Annotated in this window: 28 protein-coding genes and 1 pseudogene; 22 read left to right on the top strand and 7 right to left on the bottom strand. The window is 29.6% G+C overall.

What is annotated here, in order from left to right:
• Positions 1–61 precede the first annotated feature (61 nt).
• On the bottom strand, positions 62–1,150 hold the full coding sequence (locus FVE74_RS07965; protein ID WP_147004052.1) for an SMI1/KNR4 family protein: 1,089 nt from the start codon (positions 1,148–1,150) through the stop codon (positions 62–64).
• Positions 1,151–1,225: 75 nt separating this feature from the next.
• Positions 1,226–1,423 (bottom strand): annotated as a pseudogene (locus tag FVE74_RS07960) (ISLre2 family transposase); the annotation flags it as partial.
• A 386-nt stretch (positions 1,424–1,809) separates the two neighbouring features.
• Here FVE74_RS07960 and FVE74_RS07955 point away from each other — a divergent pair.
• The 10 genes from FVE74_RS07955 (at position 1,810) to FVE74_RS07915 (ending at position 11,408) form a co-directional block, all read left to right on the top strand.
• Positions 1,810–2,067: a SemiSWEET family transporter gene (locus tag FVE74_RS07955; protein ID WP_018449618.1), complete on the top strand. Its 258-nt coding sequence runs from the start codon at positions 1,810–1,812 to the stop codon at positions 2,065–2,067.
• Positions 2,068–2,402: 335 nt separating this feature from the next.
• Positions 2,403–3,044: a TraX family protein gene (locus tag FVE74_RS07950; RefSeq protein WP_147004051.1), complete on the top strand. Its 642-nt coding sequence runs from the start codon at positions 2,403–2,405 to the stop codon at positions 3,042–3,044.
• Positions 3,045–3,060: 16 nt separating this feature from the next.
• Entirely contained in the window at positions 3,061–3,708 is a 648-nt protein-coding gene (gene nth, locus FVE74_RS07945; protein ID WP_147004050.1) for an endonuclease III, read from the top strand.
• Between the two features lie 121 nt (positions 3,709–3,829).
• On the top strand, positions 3,830–5,323 hold the full coding sequence (locus tag FVE74_RS07940; protein WP_147004049.1) for a D-alanyl-D-alanine carboxypeptidase family protein: 1,494 nt from the start codon (positions 3,830–3,832) through the stop codon (positions 5,321–5,323).
• Between the two features lie 259 nt (positions 5,324–5,582).
• Positions 5,583–6,335 carry a 3-deoxy-manno-octulosonate cytidylyltransferase gene (kdsB, locus tag FVE74_RS07935; protein WP_147004048.1) on the top strand — a complete coding sequence of 251 codons (753 nt, stop codon included), beginning with the start codon at positions 5,583–5,585 and terminating at the stop codon, positions 6,333–6,335.
• 28 nt (positions 6,336–6,363) lie between these two features.
• The gene (locus tag FVE74_RS07930; RefSeq protein ID WP_147004047.1) at positions 6,364–7,806 is read left to right on the top strand and encodes an alpha-amylase; all 1,443 of its coding nucleotides are present in this window, start codon (positions 6,364–6,366) and stop codon (positions 7,804–7,806) included.
• Positions 7,807–7,861: 55 nt separating this feature from the next.
• On the top strand, positions 7,862–8,005 hold the full coding sequence (locus FVE74_RS11570) for a hypothetical protein (protein ID WP_172617464.1): 144 nt from the start codon (positions 7,862–7,864) through the stop codon (positions 8,003–8,005).
• A gap of 31 nt (positions 8,006–8,036) precedes the next feature.
• A complete protein-coding gene (gene proB, locus FVE74_RS07925; protein WP_147004046.1) occupies positions 8,037–9,179 on the top strand; it encodes a glutamate 5-kinase in 1,143 nt (380 codons plus the stop codon).
• Positions 9,180–9,220: 41 nt separating this feature from the next.
• Positions 9,221–10,477, top strand: coding sequence for a glutamate-5-semialdehyde dehydrogenase (locus tag FVE74_RS07920; protein ID WP_147004045.1), 1,257 nt, complete (start codon positions 9,221–9,223; stop codon positions 10,475–10,477).
• 58 nt (positions 10,478–10,535) lie between these two features.
• On the top strand, positions 10,536–11,408 hold the full coding sequence (locus tag FVE74_RS07915) for a tetratricopeptide repeat protein (RefSeq protein WP_147004044.1): 873 nt from the start codon (positions 10,536–10,538) through the stop codon (positions 11,406–11,408).
• A 411-nt stretch (positions 11,409–11,819) separates the two neighbouring features.
• On the opposite strand, the gene FVE74_RS07910 is transcribed toward FVE74_RS07915, so the two are convergent.
• Positions 11,820–12,044, bottom strand: coding sequence for a heavy-metal-associated domain-containing protein (locus FVE74_RS07910; RefSeq protein ID WP_147004043.1), 225 nt, complete (start codon positions 12,042–12,044; stop codon positions 11,820–11,822).
• Positions 12,045–12,244: 200 nt separating this feature from the next.
• Between FVE74_RS07910 and FVE74_RS07905 the strand changes: the two genes are divergently transcribed.
• From FVE74_RS07905 to FVE74_RS07850, 12 genes are all read left to right on the top strand, one after another.
• The gene (locus FVE74_RS07905; RefSeq protein ID WP_147004042.1) at positions 12,245–12,880 is read left to right on the top strand and encodes a class I SAM-dependent methyltransferase; all 636 of its coding nucleotides are present in this window, start codon (positions 12,245–12,247) and stop codon (positions 12,878–12,880) included.
• Positions 12,881–13,053: 173 nt separating this feature from the next.
• Positions 13,054–13,272 (top strand): translation initiation factor IF-1, encoded by a 219-nt coding sequence (infA, locus tag FVE74_RS07900; protein WP_006805851.1) that lies wholly within the window; start codon positions 13,054–13,056, stop codon positions 13,270–13,272.
• Positions 13,273–13,293: 21 nt separating this feature from the next.
• Complete coding sequence (gene rpmJ, locus FVE74_RS07895; RefSeq protein WP_015770204.1) at positions 13,294–13,407, top strand: 50S ribosomal protein L36; 114 nt, start codon at positions 13,294–13,296, stop codon at positions 13,405–13,407.
• A 210-nt stretch (positions 13,408–13,617) separates the two neighbouring features.
• A complete protein-coding gene (gene rpsM, locus FVE74_RS07890) occupies positions 13,618–13,983 on the top strand; it encodes a 30S ribosomal protein S13 (RefSeq protein WP_021744138.1) in 366 nt (121 codons plus the stop codon).
• Between the two features lie 31 nt (positions 13,984–14,014).
• Entirely contained in the window at positions 14,015–14,404 is a 390-nt protein-coding gene (gene rpsK / locus FVE74_RS07885; RefSeq protein ID WP_147004041.1) for a 30S ribosomal protein S11, read from the top strand.
• 28 nt (positions 14,405–14,432) lie between these two features.
• Complete coding sequence (rpsD, locus tag FVE74_RS07880; RefSeq protein WP_018451246.1) at positions 14,433–15,020, top strand: 30S ribosomal protein S4; 588 nt, start codon at positions 14,433–14,435, stop codon at positions 15,018–15,020.
• Between the two features lie 30 nt (positions 15,021–15,050).
• Entirely contained in the window at positions 15,051–16,025 is a 975-nt protein-coding gene (locus FVE74_RS07875; protein WP_146964627.1) for a DNA-directed RNA polymerase subunit alpha, read from the top strand.
• A gap of 54 nt (positions 16,026–16,079) precedes the next feature.
• Positions 16,080–16,454, top strand: a complete 375-nt coding sequence (gene rplQ / locus FVE74_RS07870; protein ID WP_147004040.1) for a 50S ribosomal protein L17 — start codon at positions 16,080–16,082, stop codon at positions 16,452–16,454.
• 279 nt (positions 16,455–16,733) lie between these two features.
• A complete protein-coding gene (locus FVE74_RS07865; RefSeq protein ID WP_147004039.1) occupies positions 16,734–18,329 on the top strand; it encodes a subtype B tannase in 1,596 nt (531 codons plus the stop codon).
• 1 nt (position 18,330) lies between these two features.
• A complete protein-coding gene (locus FVE74_RS07860) occupies positions 18,331–20,127 on the top strand; it encodes a sensor histidine kinase (RefSeq protein WP_147004038.1) in 1,797 nt (598 codons plus the stop codon).
• Positions 20,128–20,330: 203 nt separating this feature from the next.
• Positions 20,331–20,747, top strand: a complete 417-nt coding sequence (locus tag FVE74_RS07855; protein ID WP_147004037.1) for a Fur family transcriptional regulator — start codon at positions 20,331–20,333, stop codon at positions 20,745–20,747.
• A 35-nt stretch (positions 20,748–20,782) separates the two neighbouring features.
• Positions 20,783–21,280, top strand: coding sequence for a ferritin (locus tag FVE74_RS07850; RefSeq protein ID WP_147004036.1), 498 nt, complete (start codon positions 20,783–20,785; stop codon positions 21,278–21,280).
• Positions 21,281–21,634: 354 nt separating this feature from the next.
• Here the strand turns inward: FVE74_RS07850 and nadR are convergent, their stop codons facing one another.
• From nadR to FVE74_RS07830, 4 genes are all read right to left on the bottom strand, one after another.
• Positions 21,635–22,795, bottom strand: coding sequence for a multifunctional transcriptional regulator/nicotinamide-nucleotide adenylyltransferase/ribosylnicotinamide kinase NadR (gene nadR / locus FVE74_RS07845; RefSeq protein ID WP_269473148.1), 1,161 nt, complete (start codon positions 22,793–22,795; stop codon positions 21,635–21,637).
• A 176-nt stretch (positions 22,796–22,971) separates the two neighbouring features.
• Positions 22,972–23,391 carry a transcription antitermination factor NusB gene (nusB, locus tag FVE74_RS07840; RefSeq protein WP_147004034.1) on the bottom strand — a complete coding sequence of 140 codons (420 nt, stop codon included), beginning with the start codon at positions 23,389–23,391 and terminating at the stop codon, positions 22,972–22,974.
• The gene (gene amaP, locus FVE74_RS07835) at positions 23,391–24,074 is read right to left on the bottom strand and encodes an alkaline shock response membrane anchor protein AmaP (protein WP_147004033.1); all 684 of its coding nucleotides are present in this window, start codon (positions 24,072–24,074) and stop codon (positions 23,391–23,393) included. The genes nusB and amaP overlap by 1 nt, the downstream gene beginning before the upstream one ends.
• Positions 24,075–24,261: 187 nt before the next feature.
• A complete protein-coding gene (locus tag FVE74_RS07830) occupies positions 24,262–24,657 on the bottom strand; it encodes an Asp23/Gls24 family envelope stress response protein (protein ID WP_147004032.1) in 396 nt (131 codons plus the stop codon).
• Between the last annotated feature and the right edge of the window lie 3 nt (positions 24,658–24,660).

Raw genomic sequence — 24,660 nt, 5'->3', positions numbered from 1 at the left:
TTTTTAACACTCCCTTTCCTTAACATTGTCCTATTTTCATTTTAGAATAAATAAAACCTTCCTATTCTTCCTCCCTTATCATCTCCAATATCTGATAACCATACAAATATCTCTCCTTCATCGCCCTCTTTTCACTTTCAACCTTCTTCTCATCAATTTCTATCATATCCAAGAATGCCTCATAACTGTCCGCTATCGGCACAAACCTTCTATTTCCCTCTTCTTCTGAATTAAAATACGTTATTCTCGGTTCTTTCAGCGTCGTATTCAGTTTTCCTCTGTAGTCAAGGCAGATGTAACGTTCATACAAGCAGTCAAATATTGGAATTAATTTCTTCGGATATGGTTTAAATTCATCCAGTAAAAATTGATAATCTTCTTTTACTTGATCTAACATCATATAAGCCCCATTTTTAAAATTCGTTTGTTCTAATTTTTCTTTATATTCTTTTTTATACTTTTCAGGATATATTCTTATTCCATTTTCATCAATTGCCTTATACAAAAAATTCAAATATTTTTCTGGAAACTTTAAACCAATCTCTTTCTGAAACTCCTCTATCTCCTCTTTTGTTGAAAATTCCTCAAATAGCCATCCTGGTTTTATCTCTTCTGGTTTGTCATCTGTTAAATATAAATAATCCAGTATTGCCAAACTATCATTTCCTAATTTTTTTTCTGTAACACTATCTTCTATATATCTATATCTTTCATAACTTTTACCAGTATCTTTAGCTTTATAAGTTATAAAGATTATTTCAGGATTATTAATATTATTTGTAAAATCATATGCAATAACAAACTCCTTTAATTCACTTGGTTGAGTTAAAAACTTAGTATTAGATATTATAGGAATGATTTTTCTATTTTCAAAATAATTTCCTGTCAGTCTATGAAAATATTTTAAATTTTCAGAAAAATATTTATATTCCAAAGTATCAAATTTTAAATAAAATTTTTCATTTTCAATATTAAAAATTACATTTACACTTTTTCCACAGTTAAAAACTTTCAAATATTTTATATCATTTTCAGGAAATTTTATTCCCAACTTCTTTTCTATTTTTTCAAAGTCTTTACTATCAACTTTAAAAATTTCTTTCCATATCATATCACCTAAATTTTTATTATTCAATTTTTCTTTTAGCATATATAAATCTCCTATCTTTACTATTTTCTTAAATTTTTTTGATTTTTAATAAAAATCCTGTATTTATGAACTTTTGCTTTGCGATATTTCCTTATTCCTTTTGGAAATCACCAGATGGAACTTGTCATAGATGTGTATGGGATTGTAAATTCTAAGTTCTCCTACAAACCTGTCTATCCATTTTCCGCCATCAGAGTTCACAATCGGTTTCTTTTTATCCATACTGTATCTTTTTTCAAGGTAGTTAAGCACATACTCCGACACTTCCTCAACTTTTTTGACATAACTCTAAACAGTGTTTCAAAAGCCTTTACGACAAATAGTTTAAATGGATACTCAAATGAAAGTTTGAAGGAAAAAATATTTTAAAAAAAAGTCTTTACAAGTGAATAAAAATTTGATATTTTGATCATAGAGGAAACCACCTTTCAATAGGATTGGGGGATTATATTGTAACTGGTTTTCTCTTTTTTGTTAATTAAAAATTTAATTAAATTTATTTGCCCCTATATTTTTTACTCTGTCAACTAAAAATTATTTATTTGAAATTATAAATAAAAAATGTTATAATGATAAAATATAAAAAAATTTATATGTTATATTTTCAGTTGGGAAATATTAAACTGACCTGATTAAAATATAATGGATAGGAGGAAAATATGAGTGAAAAGAATTTAAAAATTTTAGGATGGCTTGGAACATTACTTTCTGTAATAATGTACGTATCTTATGTTCCCCAAATTATGGGAAACTTACACGGTCACAAAACATTTTTTTTACAACCTTTGGCAGCTACTATTAACTGTGCAATATGGACAAGTTATGGACTTTTAAAAGAACAAAAGGATTATCCATTATCAGCAGCAAATTTACCAGGAGTAATTTTTGGATTTTTAGCAACAGTAACAGCGTTTTAAATAATTTAAATTTAGTGGTAAAAAAATAGCAAGAAATTTTTGACTTTTATAAGTGAAAGATGGATTGCTTTTTTTTATGATTAGTTTTCTGTTTAAATGGAAATAGTGTTTATGGATTTATTTTGCAGTTTTATTTAACAGGGAATTGCAATTTTCCGTTGCTGAATACAGAAAGATTATTTTATTTTTTAAATAGAATTTAGTATAATTTTTCTAAAAAAAATTCTTGAAATTAAACTGAAAAAATGATATTATTAAATATGATATATTTATTAGAATAATCATATTTTTTTAGATGTGTCATTGTAGTTTTTATATTAAATTTAGGAGATGAATTGAGTTTATTTGTTTTGAAGGTAATTGGGATAGTGACAATGTTTTTGGATCATTATCATTATGTAATTGGTGGAAGTGAGATTTTAAATGTTGCTGGAAGGATTGCGTTCCCGATATTTGCATTTACACTTAGTGAAGGGTATGTGCATACTCGGAGTTTGAAAAAGTATCTTTTAAGGTTATTTATTTTTGCTGTTAGTATTCAAATGCCATCAGTCCTGCTTGGTTACAATTATCCAATGAATATCTTTTTTACGTTATTTTTAGGGCTTTTGTCCATTTATATTTTTAGTTTGAAAAAAATAAGTATAATTTTGAAAATTATTCTGATTGGATTTATTTTATTTTTTTCGCAAAAATTTAAATTGGATTATGGAATGTATGGGATTTTACTCATTATGAATTTTAGTATTTTTAGAAATGATAAATTTAAAATTTTGATGAATTTTCTTGTATTAAATGTTTTCAATGCAATTTTTCCTGAGGTCTTTGATTTACCTGATACTCAATTTTTTTCACTAATTTCGTTAGTATTTATTTTTATGTATAACGGTGAAAAGGGAAGAAGTATGAAATACTTTTTTTATTTATTTTATCCAATACATTTTTTTATTTTAGAAGCAATAAAAAATTTTTTTTGAAATTTTGGAGAGAGAAATGACAAAAAAGGAAAGATTTAAAAAGGTATTTCCAATATTAAAGGAAAAGTTTGGAAATCCAAAAGCGGCTTTGGAATTTGAAACACCTTATCAGCTGATGGTTGCGGTGATTCTCTCGGCTCAATGTACTGATGCACGTGTCAATATTGTTACAAAGGAACTTTTTAAAGTTGTGAAGGAACCTGAGGATATAAGGCAAATGGACTTGGAAACATTGGAAAAGTACATAAAGTCAACGGGATTTTACAGAAATAAGGCTAAGAATATAAAATTGAATGCTGAAATGATATTGGAAAAGTACGATGACAAAATTCCAAAGGAACTGGAAAAGCTAGTGGAACTGCCAGGCGTAGGTCGAAAAACTGCAAATGTCGTTCTAGGTGAACTTTGGAACATTCGTGAAGGAATTGTAGTCGATACACATGTAAAAAGGCTATCCAACCGTATTGGATTTGTAAAAAGTGAAAATCCTGAAATTATCGAGAGGGAACTTATGAAATTCGTGCCTAAAAAGGACTGGTTTGTATATTCGCATTATATGATTTTACATGGGCGGGATAAGTGCATTGCTAGAAGTCCGAAATGTGATATATGTGAAATTCGGAATTATTGTAAGTATAATTTAGATAATTTAAGGAAAGAGTAATATAATTTGTAAATTTTGTTTTATGCTATTTTTTATTTAAATTAAATAAAAATTAGTGTAAGGTTGTTTTAAAGTGGTTTAGTGTAATTATTAATTTTAAATAATATGAGAAAGGAAAAGAATGGTTAAAAGAGTAAAAAGAGTTTTGGTTTTGGGAGTTGTTGCATTGCTTGCATCGTTAGTTTATGCGGAAGGTGAACAGGAAGTTGGAAGTACTGCTCCAAAAGAAAGTGTTACAGTTAGGGAAGAGAAAAAAAGTGCTCCGGCTGTAAGGGAAAACAGTGAAAGACATAGCGAGGTTGAACATCGGTCTGTAAAAAGGGAAGAACCGAGAAACGAAAAAATTGAGAAAAAGAAGAAAATTGAAAAAAGCAATGAACAGGTAAAAACTGTAAATGAAAAAAATTTAAAGGATAATAAAGCAAAAGAAGTTAATAATAATGAAAATAAATCTGTAAAAGTAGAGAATAGCAGCAGCAATAATAAGCCTGCTCCAAAAAGAAAAGTTGTAAAAGCGATAGAACATGAGCAAGAAGGCGTTTCACAATATTCTGGAGAAGTAATAAAATATATTGCGACTACAGATGGAAAAGTTTTGAAGGATAAAATGTCAAGACAAAAACATCCGATAGCATCACTTACAAAAGTTATGAATATTCTTGTTACACTTGATCAAGTGGATAGAGGAAATGCAAAACTTGATGATAAAGTATGTTTTACGCCTGAAACAGTAAATATGGGAGGAAGCTGGCTAAATGCAAAAGCTGGTGACTGTTATACATTAAGAGATTTATTGCGTGCAGAAATTATTTATTCTGCCAATAATGCTGCATATTTGGTGGCATATCACATTGGGCATGGAAATTATGATAATTTTGTAAAATTGATGAATGAGAAGGCTAAAGAACTTGGAATGAAGGATACACATTATTATACTCCAGCAGGTCTGCCATCTTCTATGACTAAGAAAAATATGGATATTTCTACAGCTTATGATATGTATCTTCTTGGAAAAAGAGCAATTAGAGATGAAAGATTAAGAGCATGGATGAAGGAATCTGAATTGGTATTGCAAAATTCTGAAGGAGAAGATGTAGTTTATAATAATAGAAATCATCTTTTGGATCAATTTGGAATTTATGGTCTAAAAACAGGATTTCATGCACAGGCTGGATACAATATGATTGTTTCAAGCAAAATTGGAAATCTTGAAATTATTTCAGTAACATTGGGAAATAAGACAGATAGCGACAGAACTGAAGATCAGAAAAAAGAATTTACACAGCTGGAAAAAAGAATGATCCCAGTTTATAAGGCAGGACAGGAAATAGGAAGCAAATTTAAAGTAAAAAATGCTCAACAGAAGGAAATAAACGGTGTCCTTTCAAGCAATGTGTATCAAATTGACAATACAAATTACAAATTTGAAGTAAAGGATTTGCAAGTTACAGCTGAAAAACAAGGAATTTCAAAAGGAGATATAATCGGTAAGCTGGAAGTGCTGTCAAAGGATAACCAAGTTGTAGGAACTGTGGACATTTTAGCTCAAAATGATTATAAGCAGTTATCTGTGTTTGGACGTATTTTAAGATTTGTAACATTTGGAATGGCATAGGATAAAAAATATGGAGTTGTTTAAAGATTTAAATGACTCTTTTTTTTATATTTTTTGTTAATATAAGATTATAAAATAAAATAATGTAATTTATCTTAAAATATGGTAAAATAAAGCAGATTGTTTTTAATAAAAAATAAAAAGAGATTGCAGATTTTTTAAAATTGGAAAAAATTAAATATTAGAAAATACTGTATTTGCTGAAAGTTTTAGATTTTTACAAATGGCAGATATAAATTATAAATAGGAGAAAATAGTTATGAGAATATTAGGAGTAATACCGGCAAGATATGCGTCTAGCAGGTTTGAGGGAAAGCCGTTAAAGGATATTTGTGGACATCCTATGATTGAGTGGGTTTACAAAAGAGCTAAAAATGCAGATATTGATGAATTAGTTGTGGCGACTGATGACGAGAGAATTTTTGAGGCTGTGAAAGAATTTGGCGGAAATGTGGTTATGACTGCTGAAAATCATCAAAATGGAACTTCCAGAATAATTGAAGTTATAAATAAAGATGAGTTTAAAAATTATGATTTTGTAATAAATATTCAGGGGGATGAGCCGTTAATTGACATTGAATCAATTAATATTCTTGCAAATAATTACAGAAGTGAAAAGTCAGAAATTGTTACGTTAAAGCAGGAAATAAAATCTAAGAAGGAAATTGAAAATCCAAATCATGTAAAGGTTATTACAGACTTTAATGACAATGCCATTTATTTTAGCCGTTCAGTAATTCCTTATGAACGTAATGGAAGTGAAAACTTTAAGTATTTTAGGCATATAGGAATCTACGGATATACAGTGAAATTTTTGAATGAACTGAATAGCCTGAAGGAAGGTGTGCTTGAGAAAATTGAGTCGCTTGAGCAGTTGAGATTTATTGAGAATGGGTATAAAATAAAGGTTTTAGAAACTGAGTCAAATGTGATAGGAGTAGATACTGAAGAGGATTTGAGAGAAGTTATTAAGTTTGTAAAGGAAAAAGGAATAAAAATTATGGGACAATAAAAATATTGTAAAGAGGAGGAGATTTTTTATGGAAAATGGAGTAATGATACAGTATTTTGAATGGAATTTGCCAAATGATGGGAAACATTGGAAAAGATTGAAAGATGATGCGAAACATTTAAGTGAAATTGGAGTTAGTGGAGTTTGGATTCCGCCTGCATATAAAGGAACTTCTCAAGCGGATGTTGGTTATGGAGCTTATGATTTGTGGGATCTGGGAGAATTTGATCAGAAGGGGACTGTCAGAACGAAATATGGAACGAAGCAGGAATTGATTGAGGCGATTGAGGAACTTCATAAATACAATATAAATGTGTATTTGGATGCAGTTTTGAATCATAAGGGAGGAGCTGATGAAACGGAGAATTTTTTGGCGATTGAAGTTGATCCGGAAGATAGAACTGTGGAAATATCAGAGCCTTTTGAAATAGAAGGATGGACAAAATTTACTTTTCCTGGGAGAAACGGAAAATATTCCGCATTTAAGTGGAACTATAATCTTTTTGACGGTGTGGATTTTGACAATAAGACAGGAAGAACTGCAATTTATAAAATTGTTGGAGAAAATAAGGACTGGGATGAGGGAGTTGATTCTGAACTTGGAAATTATGACTATTTGATGAATGCTGATATTGATTTTTCTCATCCTGAAGTGCGTGAGGAAGTAATCCGATGGGGAAAATGGGTTGTAAATGAACTAAAAATTGATGGATTCAGGATGGATGCGGTGAAACATATAAAAGATGAGTTTATAGCAGAATTTTTAACACAAGTAAGGGCAGTTTATGGAGAAAAATTTTATTCTGTGGGAGAATACTGGAGAAATGACTTGGAAAAATTGAAGGAATATTTGGATAATGTTGGCTATAAAACTGATTTATTTGATGTTGGACTTCACTTTAATATGTATGACGCTTCTAAAAAGAAACAAGATTATGACTTGCGAGAAATTTTTGAACATACAATAGTTGCAACAAATCCAATGGCAGCTGTAACATTTGTGGATAATCATGATTCACAAAAGGGAAGCGCTTTAGAATCACAGGTAGAAAACTGGTTTATTCCACATTCCTATGCTATAATTTTATTATCCAGGGATGGTTATCCTTGTCTGTTTTATGGAGATTATTATGGTGTAGGCGGAGAAAATAGCCCGCATCAATGGATAATTGACAAACTTTTGGAAGTCAGAAGCCTGCATGCCTATGGTGATCAAATAAATCACTTTGAAGATCCAAATATAATTGCAATTCAAAGAACAGGAAGAGATGAATGGACTGGATGTGTGGCTGTGCTTTCAAATTTAGATAAAGAAGGAGAAATTCAGGTTGAAGTTGGAAAGGAACGGGCTGGTCAGGTTTGGCAGGAAGTTACAGGAAGCGGATTTGAGGATGTTATAATTGATGAAGAAGGAAATGGTAATTTTAAAGTTGAGGCTGAAAAAATTTCTGTTTGGATACGTAAAAACTAAGAAATTATAATAGAATGTAAAAATCTAAAAAAATTAAATTGAGAGGTTAGGAAAGATGAAAAGAGTTAAAATTATAGGAGCAGTAATTGCATTGATGTTGAGTTTGAGTTCTTGTACAGCAGTAGCATTGGGGGCTGGAGCTGTTGCAGGTGGGTATACTTGTGTAAATACAAATCTTTGCAATAGATTGAAAAAATAAAAATAAAATATAGAAAAGGGGAATAAAAGAGATGAAAAATAATAATAAGAGAGAAGAAATATTAGAGAATGTTCAAAGAGTCGTTGTAAAAGTGGGAACATCGACCCTTACGACTGAAGATGGACGTTTAAATATTGATAAAATAAAAAAAATTGTAATGGAATTGAGTAATTTGCAAAATAAGGGATATGACGTGATACTTGTAACTTCTGGAGCAGTTGGTGCTGGGATGGGACTTCTTAATATAAATGAAAAACCTAAAACATTGGCAGAAAAACAGATGTTATCAGCTGTTGGTCAGGTTTCGCTTATGCAGATTTATCAGACGCTTTTTAAAGAACATAACAAAATAATTGGGCAACTTTTATTGACAAAAGAGGAATTTTCAAATAGAAAAAGATATTTAAATATGAGAAACGTTTGTAACGCATTTTTGAAAAGAAAGATTATTCCAATTATAAATGAAAATGATGCGATTGTATCAAATGCTTTAAAAATAAAGGTTGGTGATAATGATACGATGTCAGCACTTGTTTCAGGATTGATTGATGCTGATTTATTGATTATTTTGTCGGATATTGATGGGCTTTATAACAAAAATCCTAGAAAATATGAGGATGCTAATCTAATTAATATGGTTGGAGACATTAACGAAGACATAAAAAATATGGCAGGAGCAGAAGGTTCAAAATTTGGGACTGGTGGAATGATTACAAAAATTGTTGCTGCAGAGATGGTAACAAAAATAGGAACAAGTTTAGTTATTGCAAGTGGAGACGACCCTAGAAACATAACTAGAATTGTTGAAAAAGAAAATATTGGAACACTTTTTGTGAAGAAAAATAAAAAAATCAGCTTGAAAAAATATTGGCTTGCTTACGGTCCTAACAAAGAAGGCGTAGTAACAATTGATAATGGTGCAAAAACAGCCTTGAAAAATGGTAAGAGCCTATTATCTGTTGGAATAAAATCAGTTGAAGGAAATTTTGATAAAGGAGCTGTTATTGAAATCGAAAATTTAGAAGGAAAAGTTATCGCAACAGGAATTTCAAATTATTCGGCAGAAGAAATTAATCTTATAAAAGGCGTTAAAAGTGAAAATATTGAAGAAATTTTAGGTTATAAATATGATGATGCAGTGATTCATATTGATAATGTTGTAGTAAAAAAATAAAAAAATATATATAAATTAAAAAATGAGAAATGAGGGAAAATATGAGTTATATAGAAGAACTTGGAGAAAAAGCAAAAATTGCATCAAGGGAACTTTTGAGAATCGGAACTAAAACTAAAAATGATGTTTTGCTTGCAATTGCAGATGAACTTATAAATAAAAAAGAGGAAATAAAAGCAGCGAATAAAATAGATTTGGAAAAAGGGGAAAAAAATGGGCTTTCTTTTGCTTTGCTAGATAGAATGACATTGACTGATAGCAGAATTGAAGGGATGGCCCAGAGTTTACGAGAAATGGCTGCGTTCCCAGATCCAATTGGAGAAGTCGTTACAGGATGGAATCATAAAAATGGAATGAGCATTACTAAAAAGAGAGTTCCCCTTGGAGTAATCGGAATGATTTACGAATCACGTCCAAATGTTACAGTCGATGCAGCAGGACTTGCGATAAAATCTTCAAATGCGATAATTTTACGTGGTTCAGAGGATGCTCTAAATTCAAATATTTATTTAAATAATTTGTTAAATAGAGTTGCAGATGCTCATGGATTGCCAAAAAATACAGTTCAGCTTGTGGAAAAGCCAGATAGGGAATTGGTAAAGGATTTAATTCGTGCAGATAAATATATTGATGTAATTATCCCGAGAGGTGGAAAAGGGCTAAAAAGATTTATCATTGAAAATGCAACAATTCCAATGATAGAAACTGGTGCGGGAATTTGTCATATTTTTGTAGATGAAACAGCTGATATAAAACAAGCACTGCCAATTATTGAAAATGCTAAAGTTCAACGTCCAAGCGTTTGTAATGCTATTGAAACAACGTTAATTCATGAAAATATTGCAAAAGAAATTTTGCCTGAATTGACAGAAATGCTTTTGAAGGATGGAGTAGAGTTAAGATATAGTAAGGAAGCATTGGAAATAGTAGGAAATAGATCGGATGTAAAATTGGCAGCTGAAGAAGATTTTGGAGCAGAATATTTAGATTTGATAATGTCGCTAAAATTAGTTAAAAACGTAGATGAAGCAATAGAATACATAAATAATCACGGAACGCACCATTCCGACTCAATCTTGACAAAATCTATAGAAAATGCTGAAAAATTCCTAAACGAAGTAGATTCAGCCAATGTTTATTTAAACGCTTCAACAAGATTTTCTGACGGAGGGGAATTTGGTTTCGGTGGAGAAATTGGAATTTCCACACAAAAACTGCATGCTCGTGGGCCTATGGGAATTAGGGAATTGACTACGACGAAGTATGTGATTAGAGGAGAAGGGCAAATTAGAGAATAAATTTTTTTAATATTATATTTTGGTTTAGAAAGGATAAAATATTTAAAAGGAGGATAGTGTGAATAATAGATATTTAAAAATTTTAATTTTATTAAGTTTTTTTGTATTAAGTTTTGGGATTTTAGCTGAAGATCAGGAAGAAATTATGAGAGTTACACGACAGGAACTGAAAGAATTGAAGATAAACGATAAATCAATTGAAAAAACTTTTGAGGGAATAAAAATGCAAGGAATAGATTTTTCTAAATCAAAAAAACCATTTGAAGAAGCTGTTCAGCTAGATAATAAAAATTATCTTGCCATGTTTTATATTGGAACATACGAAAGAGTGTTTAACAAAGATACAAAAAAAGCAATTGAATATTATCAAAAAGCAATAAATTTAAATCCGAAAAATCCAAGACCATATAACAATCTTGCAATTGCCTATGGATATTTAGGTGATACTAAAAAATCTGATGAAACTATAAAACAGATAATGTCATTATTTCCCGAATATCCAGAGGGATACTATCAATGGGCTTTAAAGTTATTAGATAATAAAAAATATTCTGAAAGCACAGAGTATATGAAAAAAGCAATTGAAAAATATAACAAGATAAAAAAAATTGATTACTGGTATATAACTCAAGATATGAAAAAAAGTTTTATAATAGATGCCCAAAAAATAATAATTAATAACTATGTAAAACAGGAAAAATTAGCAGAGGCAATAGAGTTTTTTGAAGATTCCTATATTAATATGAAACAGGATAATTCTTCTGTTGTAAATGAATTAATGGAGCTATTGTATTATAAAAATCAAGAATTGTATGAAAATAAAAATTCTAAATTATACAAAGAAAATTTTGATAAATTGAAATCTATTGAGTTTCTTGGACTTTTAATGGAGGCAAATGATCATTTAAAAGGTAAAAATAAAGGAAAATAGTTAAAAAAATTAAAAAGATGATAAAGAGCAGTAAAATCGTTTAATATCATCTTTTTTATTTTATAAAAATTTGTAATTTATTAAAAAAATTAAAAAATAGATATACAAACATTTCAAAAAATATTATAATTTTAGCAATCCTTGAGAAAGGAGGTAATACTATAATGAGAGTGTTATTGATAAAAATCTTAATTGTAATTTTATTACAGATAGTAATAATTTTAATTCAAGAATTTTGGAAATAACTAAAAAAGAGAACTTACTTTGGGGGTTAGCTCTCTTTTGATTTGTAACACTACAATGAGAATTTTTATTCTTTTACATCATTATTATAACATTTTATAATAAAAAAATCAACTCAATTTAAAATAATTTTTTTAATTTTTTATAAATAAATAGTTAATAAAAAGATTAAGAAATTTCTGTAACATCCTTCACTTTATAATGTCCAGCACCATTTACCACATCTGCTATTAGCAAGTCGTCAACTTCTTCATTTAAAGTAACTTTTGCATTTTTATCAGAAAGATTTACTTCCACATCTTCTACTTCTGGCAATCCGAATAAAGCATTTTTCACTTTTTTTGCACAGTTTTCACAATGCAGTCCTTCTATTTCAACAAGTTTTTTAATCATTTTAAAAACCTCCATAAAAATTTATTTTTATTAGGGCACAAAATTATTTTGTGTCAAAAGTATTATATAAAAAAATTGGATAAAATGCAAGGGATTTTGTATGTGCAAGAAAATAAATATGTGGTATGAGCGGTAAAATATGGTATAATGGTATGAAATTAAAAAATTATAGAAAACAAAAATTTAAGAGGTGAAATAGGATGAGTCATTATTTTTCAGAAAAGCAGGAAGTTAAATCAGACAGAAAAATAATAAGATATGAGATAGAAAATAGAAATTTTGAATTTGTGACAGATAATGGGGTATTTTCAAAGACAAAGGTGGATTTTGGGACAGATGTTATGTTGAAGGTGTTTTTACGGGAAAATTCAAATAAAAAAAATCAAAAATTTGATGTGCTGGATATTGGATGTGGATATGGAGTTGTATCTGTTGTTGTAAAATCTTTTTTTAAAAATTCGAGAACTGTTTCATCAGATGTGAACGAGCGGGCTTTGGAGCTTACGAGGGAAAATCTTTTTAAAAATGGAGTTGTAAAAAGTAATGATTTTGGAAATAGTGACTTTAAAGTGATAAAATCTTTTGCATTTGATAATATTTCTGAAAAGTTTGATGTGATTTTGTCTAATCCGCCGATTCGGGCTGGAAAACAGACTATTTTTCAGATTTATGAAAAAAGTTTTGAGCATTTGAATGAAAATGGGGAATTTTATTGTGTGATTCAGACAAAACATGGGGCGAAAAGTACACAGAAAAAACTGGAGGAGGTTTTTGGGAATTGTGAAACGCTGGAAATTGATGCTGGGTACAGGATTTTTAGAAGTGTTAAAAAATAGAAGATTTGCTGTAAAATAAAAATAATTGACAAAATGTGATAAATACTGTATTATGATAGAGTAAATAAAAAATGTAAATTGTTTTTTGAGATTTTATCAAAATTAAATATTGAAAAAAACTGGACATTTATTTATTTTTTTGTTATAATAAAAAGGATCCGAGGTGATTATTTATGGCAAAACAGGATGTTCTTGAGCTGGAAGGTGAAATAATCGAGGCGTTGCCTAATGCGATGTTTCAAGTAAGGCTTGAAAATGGACACGAAGTTTTAGGACATATCTCAGGGAAAATGAGAATGAACTATATAAAAATTTTACCAGGAGATAAAGTTACAGTGGAAGTTTCTCCATACGACTTGTCAAGAGGTAGAATTGTATATAGAAAAAAATAACAGTTGGAAGGAGGGTTTTTAGTGAAAGTAAAAGCTTCAGTAAAACCTATTTGTGACAAATGTAAAATCGTTAAACGTCACGGAAAAGTAAGAGTAATATGCGAAAACCCTAAACACAAGCAAATACAAGGATAATTTTAAAATATTTTTTATTTTAAAAAACAGATTAATAAACCTGAAAAAGATTTTTATTAAAATATATATAGACTGAAGGAAATTGAGATTACTATGGATATTGAAATAAAGATTGTAAAGGTATGTTTGGCTGTAGGGCTTATTCCTTATATTGCGTATGTGAGGGCATATTGAAGAAGATTAAAATATCAAAAATGAGGAGGAAAAAATTTGGCTAGAATAGCAGGAGTAGATATTCCAAGAAATAAAAGAGTAGAAGTTTCTTTAACTTACATTTTTGGAATCGGTAGAAGTACTTCAAACAAAATTTTAGGAGCAACTGGTATCGACAGAGATACTAAAGTAAAAGATTTAACGGAAGAACAAGTAGCAAAATTAAGAGCTGCTGTAGAAGAGTACAAAATTGAAGGAGAGTTAAGAAAAGAAATTAGACTTAACATCAAACGTCTGCTTGACATCAAGAGTTACAGAGGATTAAGACATAGAAATGGATTACCTGTAAGAGGACAAAAAACTAAAACAAATGCAAGAACTAGAAAAGGGCCAGTTAGAATGGCAATTGCTAAGAAAAAATAATAGACTATTAAGTTAAAGGAGGAAACCATAAGTGGCAAAAAGACCAGCAACTTCAAAAAAGAAAAAATTAAAAAATATTCCTAATGGAATCGCATATATACATTCTACTTTTAATAATACTGTTGTAACTATTACAGATGCAGAAGGAAAAGTAGTAATCTGGAAATCAGGAGGAACTTCAGGGTTTAAAGGAACTAAAAAAGGAACTCCATTCGCAGCTCAAATAGCAGCTGAACAAGCAGCTCAAGTTGCAATTGAAAATGGAATGAAACAAATCGAAATCAAAATAAAAGGACCTGGATCTGGAAGAGAAGCTTCTATAAGATCAATACAGGCTACTGGATTAGAAGTAACAAGAATAGTTGACATAACTCCAGTACCTCATAATGGTGCAAGACCACCTAAAAAGAGAAGACCGTAATTTTATAAACTAAGGAGGAAAAAGATAAATGGCAAGAGATAGACAGCCTGTGTTAAAAAGATGTAGAAATCTTGGTTTAGATCCTATTGTTTTAGGGGTAAACAAAAAATCAAACAGAAATATTAGACCAAACGCAAATAGAAAATTAACTGAATATGGAACACAACAAAGAGAAAAACAAAAAGTAAAATTTGTTTATGGAGTAATGGAAAAACAATTCTATAAACTATATGAAGAAGCAACAAGAAAAGAAGGAGTAACAGGGGAACTTTTACTTCAATATCTTGAAAGAAGATTAGATAACGTAATTTACAGATTAGGATTTGGAGCTACTAGAAGACAAGCAAGACAAATCGTAAGTCACGGACATATTTTAATAAATGGAAAAAGAGTAAATATTGCATCATATAGAGTAAAACAAGGTGATGTAATTACAGTTAAGGAAGATTCTAAAGAATTAGCTTTAATTAAAGAATCTGTTGGGCAAAAAGCAATTCCAGGATGGTTGTCACTTGAAGAAAATACTTTAAAAGCTCAAGTGCTTGAAAATCCAGGAAGAGACGCAGTTGACTTTGAGGTTGACGAAGCGATGATTATCGAGTTCTACTCTAGATAATAATATTTTAATCAGAGGAGATGAATTAGCTTGTTAAATATTGAAAAAATAGCTAAAAATGTAAGATTGACTGAAGAAAAAGAAGATAATTATACAGCAAAATATACATTGGAGCCTTTATATAGAGGATATGGAAATACTATTGGAAATGCGCTTAGAAGAATATTATTATCATCAATTCCAGGAACTGCAATAAAGGGAATCAAAATTGAAGGTGTATTAAATGAATTTTCTACAATTGAAGGTGTAAAAGAAGCAGTTACAGATATTATTTTGAATATTAAAGAAATAGTAGTTGAAGCTGATGAACCTGGTGAAAAGAAAATGACACTTTCAGTAAAAGGACCAGCTGTGATTACAGCAGCTGATATTCACGTAGAACCAGGACTAAAAGTTATAAATCCAGAACAAGTCATTATGACAGTTACAACTGACAGACAGATTGATATTGAATTTCTTGTGGATTCAGGGGAAGGATTTGTAATTTCTGATGAAATTAATACTGATGGATGGCCAATAGGATATTTAGCAGTTGATGCGATTTATACGCCTATCAAAAGAGTAAATTATAGTGTTGAAGATACTATGGTTGGACGTGTTACAAATTATGACAAGTTAATTTTGGAAATTGCAACAGATGGAAGTATCGAAATTAAAGATGCCTTGTCTTATGCGGTAGAGTTACTAACTTGGCATTTGGAACCATTTACAAATATTGGAAACAGTATGAGTAAATATAGAGATAGTGAAGAAGAATTGACAGAAACTGAAGAAGAAAATGAAAATAACATTGAAGATATGAAAATTGAAGAACTTGACTTTACAGTACGTTCATATAACTGCTTGAAGAAGGCAGGAGTAAATACAATTTCAGACTTAACTTCAATGACTTATAATGAATTATTGAAAATCAAGAATTTAGGGAAAAAATCACTAAATGAAATTATCGATAAAATGAAAGAACTTGGTTACGATTTAGGCGATAACGTAGGCAGTGAAGAGTAATCATAAAAAAAATTAAACTAGAATATAGAATAAAATCTTAAACGAGGAGGGAAAATGAATCATAATAAATCATACAGAAAATTAGGTAGAAGAACAGACCATAGATTAGCTATGCTTAAAAATATGACAATTTCTTTAGTGAAACATGAGCAAATCGAAACAACTGTAACTCGTGCTAAAGAATTAAGAAAATTTGCTGAAAAAGCAATTACTTTAGGGAAAAAATACAATAATTCAACTGATACTGCAAGAAGAATACATTTAAGAAGACAGGCTTTTGCATTTTTAAGAAATGAAGAAGCAGTTGTTAAAATCTTTAATGAAATTGCACCTAAATATGCTGAAAGAAATGGTGGATATACAAGAATCATTAAAACTGCTGTAAGACGTGGAGATTCAGCTGAATTGGCAATTATTGAATTAGTATAATAATTATTATAATAGTTAAAAGGCATAGGTTTTATACTTATGTCCTTTTTTATTTTGTGTTTATAGTAATTTTCATTTAAAAAATTGAAAAGATATTTTATTTGTTTTCTGGCAAAGGGTTAAAATATCTTATTAAATAGGATTTATAATAAATCTAGTACTCTAATGGGAAATATTATAAAATTTTTGTTAAAAAATAAAATGTAGTAAAATAGAAATATAGGATTAATCAGATTTGTAGAATCTTATCAATATTTTTAAAAAATAGAAGGAGAAATTATGAAGAAAAAATTGATTGTAATGAGTTTATTAATTTCAGTAGCAGTTATGGCTAGTGAGACATGTACTATGAAAAGTTTAGATTTTAGCAAAACTCAAAAAAGTGTAGAAAAGAATGAAGATAAAAAACCACAAATGGGAGCACCTATGAATAAAAAAGTAATAACCGAAGATATGATAACAAATAAAACAGAAAATGGTTACAACTTAAATTTTGATGCAAATAAAAATTATACAACAAAAACAGCGACTGTTAATGGAAAAACTGTTACTTATCGTGCTTATGAAAATATAGTTTATGTTGCAAAACCAGTTGACATTGCTTATCAAACTATAAATATCTATATTCCAGAAGAATATTTTAAAAGTAAATCAGTTGGGAAATACAATGCAAAAAGCGCACCAATATTTTTCCCAAATACAGTTGGAGGATACATGCCTGGAGCGGCTGGAGTGCCTGGAAATGGAAGAGATGGGAAACCTGATGCTTCATTAGTTGCCTTGTCAAATGGATATGTTGTGGCAAGTCCTGGAGCTAGAGGTAGAACTTTGGAAAAAGATGGGAAATATACAGGAAAGGCACCTGCTGTAATTGTAGATTTGAAGGCAGCTGTCAGATATTTGCGTTATAATGATAATAAAATGCCTGGTAGAGCTGACAGAATTATTTCTAATGGGACAAGTGCTGGAGGAGCGGTTTCAGCTCTGTTAGGTGCAACTGGTAATAGCAAGGATTACGAGCCTTATTTGAAGGAAATTGGAGCATTGAAAGCTAGAGATGATATTTATGCAGTTTCAGCTTATTGTCCAATAACTAATTTAGAAAATGCAAATACAGCGTATGAATGGATGTTTAATGATGTGAAAACATATAAAAAGATAGAAATTTCAATGCTAGATTACAATGTGGAAAGAAAATACACTGAGGGTACATTGACTGATGATGAAATTTTACGTTCAAATGATTTGAAAAAAATGTTTCCTGATTATGTGAATAGTTTAAAATTGAAGGACAAAAATGGTAAACTTTTAATGTTGGATAAAGATGGAAATGGAAGCTTTAAAAATCAAATTAAGCAGTATTACATTGATTCTGCAAATGTAGCTTTGAAAAAAGGAACTGATTTATCAGAATTTGACTTTTTAACAATAAAAAATGGAAAAGTTGTAGATTTGGATTACAATAAATATATTGCTTACATGGGTAGACAAAAAACGCCTGGAGCCTTTGATAATGTGGATTTATCGACTGGAGAAAATAATGAATTTGGAGATGAAACTACAGATAATAAGCATTTTACAGAATATATGCTAGAACATTCGACAGTAAATGGAACAATGGCTGATAAGAAAATTATAAAAATGATGAATCCGATGAATTATATTGGAAGTTCAAAAGTGAAATATTGGAGAATAAGACACGGTGCAGTTGACAAAGATACTTCACTTGCAATACCTGCGATACTTGCCATAAAATTGGAAAATCTTGGGAAAAAAGTTGATTTTGCATCACCTTGGGCGACACCACATTCAGGAGATTATGATTTGACAGAATTGTTTGGATGGATAGATAAAGTTGTGGCAGAAGGAAAGTAAGGTGAAATTAATTAAAAAAGCACAAAATGTTAGATTTAGGAATAAAATAGCTATAAAGTTGCTGTCGTATTTTGGAGTATCACTTTTTTTATTTTCAATTGTAATTGGAAGTATTTTTGGGTATATCTATATTCAGAATACAGTTGCAATGCATAAAAAAGATTTAGAGGAAAGGGCTTGTAAGATTTCAGAAACTTTGTCTAAAGTATGGTTTGAGAATGAAAAAAGTCCAGATAGGGATTTGAGTGCGGATGGAAAAAGAAGAACTGGAAATCCTGAAGAAGATAAAAATAAATTTCCGCATAGAGAAAATGCTGAGATTGTAGGAAATATAAAGGGGAAAATTTTTGAAAATAATATTATTGAAGATATACGAAAAGATGAAGATGAAAGAAAGCCTGAAGAAAGACATAAAATTTTAGAAAATAAATTGAGGAAAAGGGAAGATAATAGAAATATAGAAGATGAAAAAGATAATATTCCACCTGAAGAAAGACGTTTTCATAGGCATAGAATTGTAGATGAAAAAGATAACAATGTTAAAATTTTTAGAAGTATGAGAATGATTGAAAATCTTGCAATGGGAGAAGTTTGGATAGTTGATGCGAAAACAGGAAATATTGTCCAAGGAAGAAGTGAGAGAACCCAGTCGCTATCTTATTTAAAGTTGCCGCCAAATGCTGAAAATACTATAAAAAGGACACTCGCTGGAGAGACAACTACAACAGAAAATTTTAATGAATATTTAAATGAAAATTCAATTACTGTGGCAGTTCCAATAAAAAATGGTAAAATTATCGAAGGAGCAGTTTTGCTTCATTCTCCAGTAAAATATATGTCATCTGCCTTAAAAAGCGGAATTTATACGCTTATTTTCAGTATTTTAGCAGCTCTTGCAATAGCAAGCATCAGTGCAATATGGCTTTCTATAAGTTTTACAAGGCCACTTAACAAGATTAGAAATGCTACGCTTAAATTGGCACAGGGAGATTATGAGGTGACAACAGATGTGGATCAAGGGGATGAAATTGGAGAACTTGCAGAAAGTATTGATAAATTGGCAGTTCAGCTTGATAAAAGCTCTAAGGAAAGTGAGCGGTTTGAAAAAATGCGGCAAAATTTTATTGCGAATATTTCTCATGAGCTGCGGACACCGATTACTGTGATTCGAGGTTCGATAGAAGCCATTTGTGACGGGATTATTAGTGATCCTGAGCAGTTAAAAGAATATAATAGGCAGATTTTATCAGACAGTATTCATTTACAAAGGCTAGTCAATGATCTGATCGATTTGACAAAACTTCAGAACACGGATTTTTCCATTGATAAAAGTATAATTGACTTATCTGAAATTGTGAATGATGCGGTTAGAAGCATGAAGCAGATTTCAACCAAAAAGAATATAAAAATTAATTTTTTTGGAAATAAAGTCAATCAAAAAATGGAAAATTATCTTTTTACTGGAGATTATCAGAGAATTAGGCAAATGATAATAATTATCTTGGATAATGCAATAAAATTTTCAAGCGAAAATCAGAAAATTGACATTTATTTAAGAAAAGTAAATAAAAAATACGAACTTAAAATTTGTGATTACGGAAAAGGAATAGATCCCGAAAATATCGGAGAAATTTTTAATCGTTACCACAAGTCAAATACAGAAGAAAATAAGAATGGAATGGGGCTAGGCCTTGCAATTGCAAAGGAAATTGCGATACGGCATAATATTGAAATTTTGGTGGAAAGTGAACCAGATGTGCAAACGATTTTTACTTTTTTAATTCCTTTTGATAAATAATAGAATTGTTTGGAAAAATTAAAATTGAAAAATATTTTATTTATGAGTTTACTTTTAAAATGGATTTATTGTTGTATTGAAAAAAAATAAATTTTGATAATAAAAATAAATAAAGGTGTTGACAAAACTTAGAAAAAGGTATAAAATTGTAATGGATACAAGGAAAAGCAAATATAAATAACTTAATAGTAATAGGAGGAAAAATGCAAATAGAAAACGTTGGTGAATATTTGAAAAAAAATGGGATTAAGCCATCAATACAAAGAATGAGAATATTTCAATATCTAATGGATAATCATACACATCCAACAGTTGATGATATTTTTCAGAATTTATCTCCTGAAATGCCTACTTTGTCCAAAACTACAGTATATAACACATTAAATACGTTCGTCAGAAGTAACATTATTCAAGAGATAATAATCGAAGAAAATGAAGTGAGATATGATGTAGTGACGGAAAATCACGGACATTTCAAATGCAAGACTTGCGGAGAAATAATGGACTTCGATGTGGATTTATCAAAAATTGATTTATCAAAGTTGGGTAATGTGGAAATTGATGAAATACACTTTTATATAAAAGGTGTTTGTGAAAAATGTTTAGAAAAACATAACTAAAAATAAAAATATAAAAAATAAAGATTGGAGTAGAAATGAAATTAAATAAAGAATTGGAATTATTATTAAATGATCAAATAAATATGGAACTTGCAGCTTCTTACCAATATCAAGCAATGGCAGCATATTTTGATGAAAGAGCGTTGGAAGGGTTCTCAAAATGGATGAGCAAACAATCAAAGGAAGAAGTTGAACATTCAAATGAATTCTATAATTACGTATTAAAAAGAAATGGGAAAGTAGAATTTTTTGCACTAGATAAACCTAGAATGGACTTTAAATCAGTAAAAGAAGTATTTGAAGCTACACTTGCACACGAAGAAGCAGTAACTGCAGCTATTGAAAAAATTCATAAACTTGCAAGAGAATTGGGAGATTATGGAGCTGAAGTGTTCTTAAACAAATTTGCTGAAGAACAGGAAGAAGAAGAAGAACAAGTTCAAAAAATAATTGACAAAATAGTTTCTTTAGATATTGATAATAATAGTGCTACACTTTATCTATTAGACAAAGAAATGGGAGCAAGAGAATAAGTATTTTATATTTATAATTAAATAAGATAATAAAGTGGTTTTTTAAAAATGGCTAGGTATGCACGATTTAGGAGGGCACGGCAAAAGTATTTAGCTGTTTTTCATAAAAAAGCACATAAAATTTAGTTCTAAAAAAGAACCTATTACTAAAGTTTTTCATATTTAGTAAATAGGTTTTTGTTTTTTTATTCATCAAATATTCATCAAAATTATTGAGACTTATGTTATTTTTGGTTAGAGCAATGGATTTATTAAAAATCCTATTTAACAAGATGTTATAATTATATATTATTTGCAAAGAAATTTGTAACTAGTTCGATGTTTAAATGGAAAATAGTAATATCTTCAACTATGTTATATAAAACTGTCTGCAATTTCCTGTAATTGAGAATTGTCAGCACCATCTAAATAAGCCTTTATAATATCTTTACAAGCTAAATATCTTTTTTCATAACTGTTGGATTTTACTGTAATATAGGGAATATTATATTCTTTGTACAGCTGTTTTAATAAATTTTGAAATTTTTCCCGTCTGTCATTGTCTCCAATTGAACGAAGCCCATCATTTACCCATGCCACATTATTTTCCAGTAAAATTGTCAAATCAAATTTATAATTTTGAACAAATTCACGGACAATTGGATTATCTCTTTTTTCATAAGTTAGGCAAAAAGCAAGAGTAGCAATATAGTCTGTGTCGATTAATGCAAACTTATTGGCATTTCTTGCGGCATAGAGTACATTTGACTGGTGTCCAAAGACAATTTTTTCATAATCAGAATACTGAAGGGATTCTTCATCGCCGCCTAGTTTTTCAAATACATATTCACGTCCATATTCCCAAGCTGAAGTTGTATTAAATACATTTGCAAGTTTATCAATCATTACACTTTTTCCACTGCTTTCTCCACCACAAATTGTAATAATCGGGATTAAATGCTCCCTCACTTCACGTGGCAAAAAATCCCAGTATTTACTTGGATTTTCACGTATCTGCTTGGAATTGACGTTGTATTCAATGTAATTTTTGTCTATGGATCTAGTTTCTGAACCAAAATGTTTTAAGTTATACTCCTTATCTTCATCACGGTTGCTTATGAAAATAACATTGTTTTTCCAGTCTATTTCTGTTTCATTTTCCAGCTTTTCCCTTTTTTCAATTTCTTTCTTTAAAGTGTTAGCCCATTCTTCCCAATTTTCACTTTGTTGGGAAAAATGATTTTCATCTAGCAAAAAAGATGAAATATTTGGCTGATTTTTAAATGTCTGTTTTACAAAACGTAATCTGTCTTTTGGGGTAATTTCCTTTACAAAACGGGAATTGGATGTAAGCAGGTCATCGGCATCGTCAGAATATGAGATGACAACGTACAGTCTGTCTACAATACCGCTGGCTCTCTGAATGAAATTTACATGTCCGATGTGAAGCGGGAAAAATTTCCCGATAATTATTCCTATTTTTTTCATTAATTTTTTCCTTTCTAATAATATAATTGCTTGATTAGATCTGTTCAACAACTTTTTTTACAAAAGATTAAGACTATTTGCTTTAGAACATTTGTTTATTTACAGATAGTTTATGAACAAATCTATTATATAAATTTTAAGTAAAAATTTCACTAGATTATTTAAAAAAAACTCCCATATTCAAAAATATAGAAGTTTTTTATATAACCTATTTTAAAATGAATTTAGAAGTCACTCTTTCCTTCTTTAATATTTTTTACTAATCTTGCAAGAATTCCATTTAAAAATTCTTTCGTATCATTGTAGGAATATTTTTTTGCAATTTCTAAAACTTCATTAATTGCAATTTCGTATCCGATTTTTTTTATTGTGATTTCATAAAAGGATATTTTTAATAAAACTTTCTCGATTGTTCCAAGACGTTCGTAAGTCCAGCCTTCCAAAACATCTTTTATTCTTTCAATCAAAATATCTTCATTTGCAATTATGTCAGTTACATAACTTCTTAAGAAATCAATTTCATCTTCTTTTTTCAAATGTTCTTCTTCAATTACATCATTTATTCTTTTTTCAATATTATTATCAATTAGCTCATATTCAAAAAGTAATTTAAATATTTCTTCTCTAATCTCTCTTCGTGTCATTAATTTTCCTTTCCAGATGGGGAAGTTTTGCTATTTTCTTCATTTTTTAAATTTTCGTCATTGTTAATTTTACTTGCTTCAACTTCTAATTTTTTCTTCTCTTCTTCTTTTTCAATTTCCTCTTGAACAGCTGGAGAATCAATGACTTTTTTTTCAACAATTGTTTTGCCTAAAACTTTTTTTAACTTAACTTTACTTTTTTTTACGGTAATTCCAGTAGAATGGAAAATGTAATCGGATAATTTGTTTTGAATATCTGCTAATTTTTCATTTAAGTTATCAACGTTGTAGGTATCAACAGTAGCTTCAATAATAACTGATCTTCCTTTTGGATATGACTTTACTTTTGAATTTTTTATAATTTCCATTGAACTTAAAAAACTTTTTGATGTTTCATTTATTGTTTTGATGGAAACTTCGATTTCCCCATTTTTATTTTTTACTTTTCTATTTTGAGAATATTTTGTAAGTTTGTTAATGTAAGAAAGTAAAAATATGACTAAATAAATTATTGATAACAGCCCGATTAAAATTTTAAAATTTAGGCTGCTTAAATCTATAAAACTGTCAAGCTGCCCCAAGTAATCGGTTCTGAACAAAGTATCTGATATACTTGAAAATGCAATACCGATAAATCCAAGTATCACAGATAATCTTGCTAAAAATCCCAATATTGCAATCATTAATTTTGTAAACTAGCAAAAATACACCATATTTGTTTTATCATAACTTATCTGCATAGCTTCTAACTGAATCTCCCACGACTAAAGCTGCGAGTGTTCTTGCACTATTTCATAAACTATTTTTTATTTTAAAAATTAATAATAGTAAATTATGGTGTATCTCTGTCAGTTTCTCCTTTCTTTTTTCTTACTCTTCGATTTCAGCTGTTTCTGCTACAGCAGCTGGAACTACATCTTTCTTTTCATCTTTTACAATTTTTTGAATGTAGACATTAACTTCCTGTACTTTTAATCCTGTCATTTCAGTAATTGCTTTTACTACTTTTGTTTGGATTTCTCCAGCTAATGCTGGTAATTTGTATCCCATTTTTGCTACAATGTAAAGATCTAATGTACATTCAGTTTCGCCAACTTCCACTTCGATTCCTTTTCCGCCTGAAGATACATTTTGGAAAAATTTAACAATTTCATTTTTTGAAGTTCCACCAACAAGGCTGTTTACTCCTTCAATTTCTGATATTACTGATTCTGCGATTGTTGCTACCACTTCCTGTGATATATTTACATTTCCTAATTCGTTCATTTT

It is taken from the genome of Leptotrichia wadei (assembly GCF_007990445.1).
Lineage (GTDB): Bacteria > Fusobacteriota > Fusobacteriia > Fusobacteriales > Leptotrichiaceae > Leptotrichia > Leptotrichia wadei_A.
This window is presented reverse-complemented; position numbering and strand designations above follow the sequence as displayed.

Bases quoted from the DNA above. Each gene is read 5' to 3' on its own strand.
- FVE74_RS07930 (WP_147004047.1), top strand. From the start codon at position 6,364: ATGGAAAATGGAGTAATGATACAGTATTTTGAATGGAATTTGCCAAAT.
- amaP (WP_147004033.1), bottom strand. From the start codon at position 24,074: ATGATTGCAATATTGGGATTTTTAGCAAGATTATCTGTGATACTTGGA.
- FVE74_RS07965 (WP_147004052.1), bottom strand. From the start codon at position 1,150: ATGCTAAAAGAAAAATTGAATAATAAAAATTTAGGTGATATGATATGG.
- nusB (WP_147004034.1), bottom strand. From the start codon at position 23,391: ATGACACGAAGAGAGATTAGAGAAGAAATATTTAAATTACTTTTTGAA.
- FVE74_RS07940 (WP_147004049.1), top strand. From the start codon at position 3,830: ATGGTTAAAAGAGTAAAAAGAGTTTTGGTTTTGGGAGTTGTTGCATTG.
- FVE74_RS07850 (WP_147004036.1), top strand. From the start codon at position 20,783: ATGAAATTAAATAAAGAATTGGAATTATTATTAAATGATCAAATAAAT.
- FVE74_RS07905 (WP_147004042.1), top strand. From the start codon at position 12,245: ATGAGTCATTATTTTTCAGAAAAGCAGGAAGTTAAATCAGACAGAAAA.
- FVE74_RS07910 (WP_147004043.1), bottom strand. From the start codon at position 12,044: ATGATTAAAAAACTTGTTGAAATAGAAGGACTGCATTGTGAAAACTGT.
- rpsD (WP_018451246.1), top strand. From the start codon at position 14,433: ATGGCAAGAGATAGACAGCCTGTGTTAAAAAGATGTAGAAATCTTGGT.
- FVE74_RS07855 (WP_147004037.1), top strand. From the start codon at position 20,331: ATGCAAATAGAAAACGTTGGTGAATATTTGAAAAAAAATGGGATTAAG.
- proB (WP_147004046.1), top strand. From the start codon at position 8,037: ATGAAAAATAATAATAAGAGAGAAGAAATATTAGAGAATGTTCAAAGA.
- FVE74_RS07955 (WP_018449618.1), top strand. From the start codon at position 1,810: ATGAGTGAAAAGAATTTAAAAATTTTAGGATGGCTTGGAACATTACTT.
- rplQ (WP_147004040.1), top strand. From the start codon at position 16,080: ATGAATCATAATAAATCATACAGAAAATTAGGTAGAAGAACAGACCAT.
- kdsB (WP_147004048.1), top strand. From the start codon at position 5,583: ATGAGAATATTAGGAGTAATACCGGCAAGATATGCGTCTAGCAGGTTT.
- nth (WP_147004050.1), top strand. From the start codon at position 3,061: ATGACAAAAAAGGAAAGATTTAAAAAGGTATTTCCAATATTAAAGGAA.
- FVE74_RS11570 (WP_172617464.1), top strand. From the start codon at position 7,862: ATGAAAAGAGTTAAAATTATAGGAGCAGTAATTGCATTGATGTTGAGT.
- FVE74_RS07865 (WP_147004039.1), top strand. From the start codon at position 16,734: ATGAAGAAAAAATTGATTGTAATGAGTTTATTAATTTCAGTAGCAGTT.
- FVE74_RS07830 (WP_147004032.1), bottom strand. From the start codon at position 24,657: ATGAACGAATTAGGAAATGTAAATATATCACAGGAAGTGGTAGCAACA.
- infA (WP_006805851.1), top strand. From the start codon at position 13,054: ATGGCAAAACAGGATGTTCTTGAGCTGGAAGGTGAAATAATCGAGGCG.
- FVE74_RS07920 (WP_147004045.1), top strand. From the start codon at position 9,221: ATGAGTTATATAGAAGAACTTGGAGAAAAAGCAAAAATTGCATCAAGG.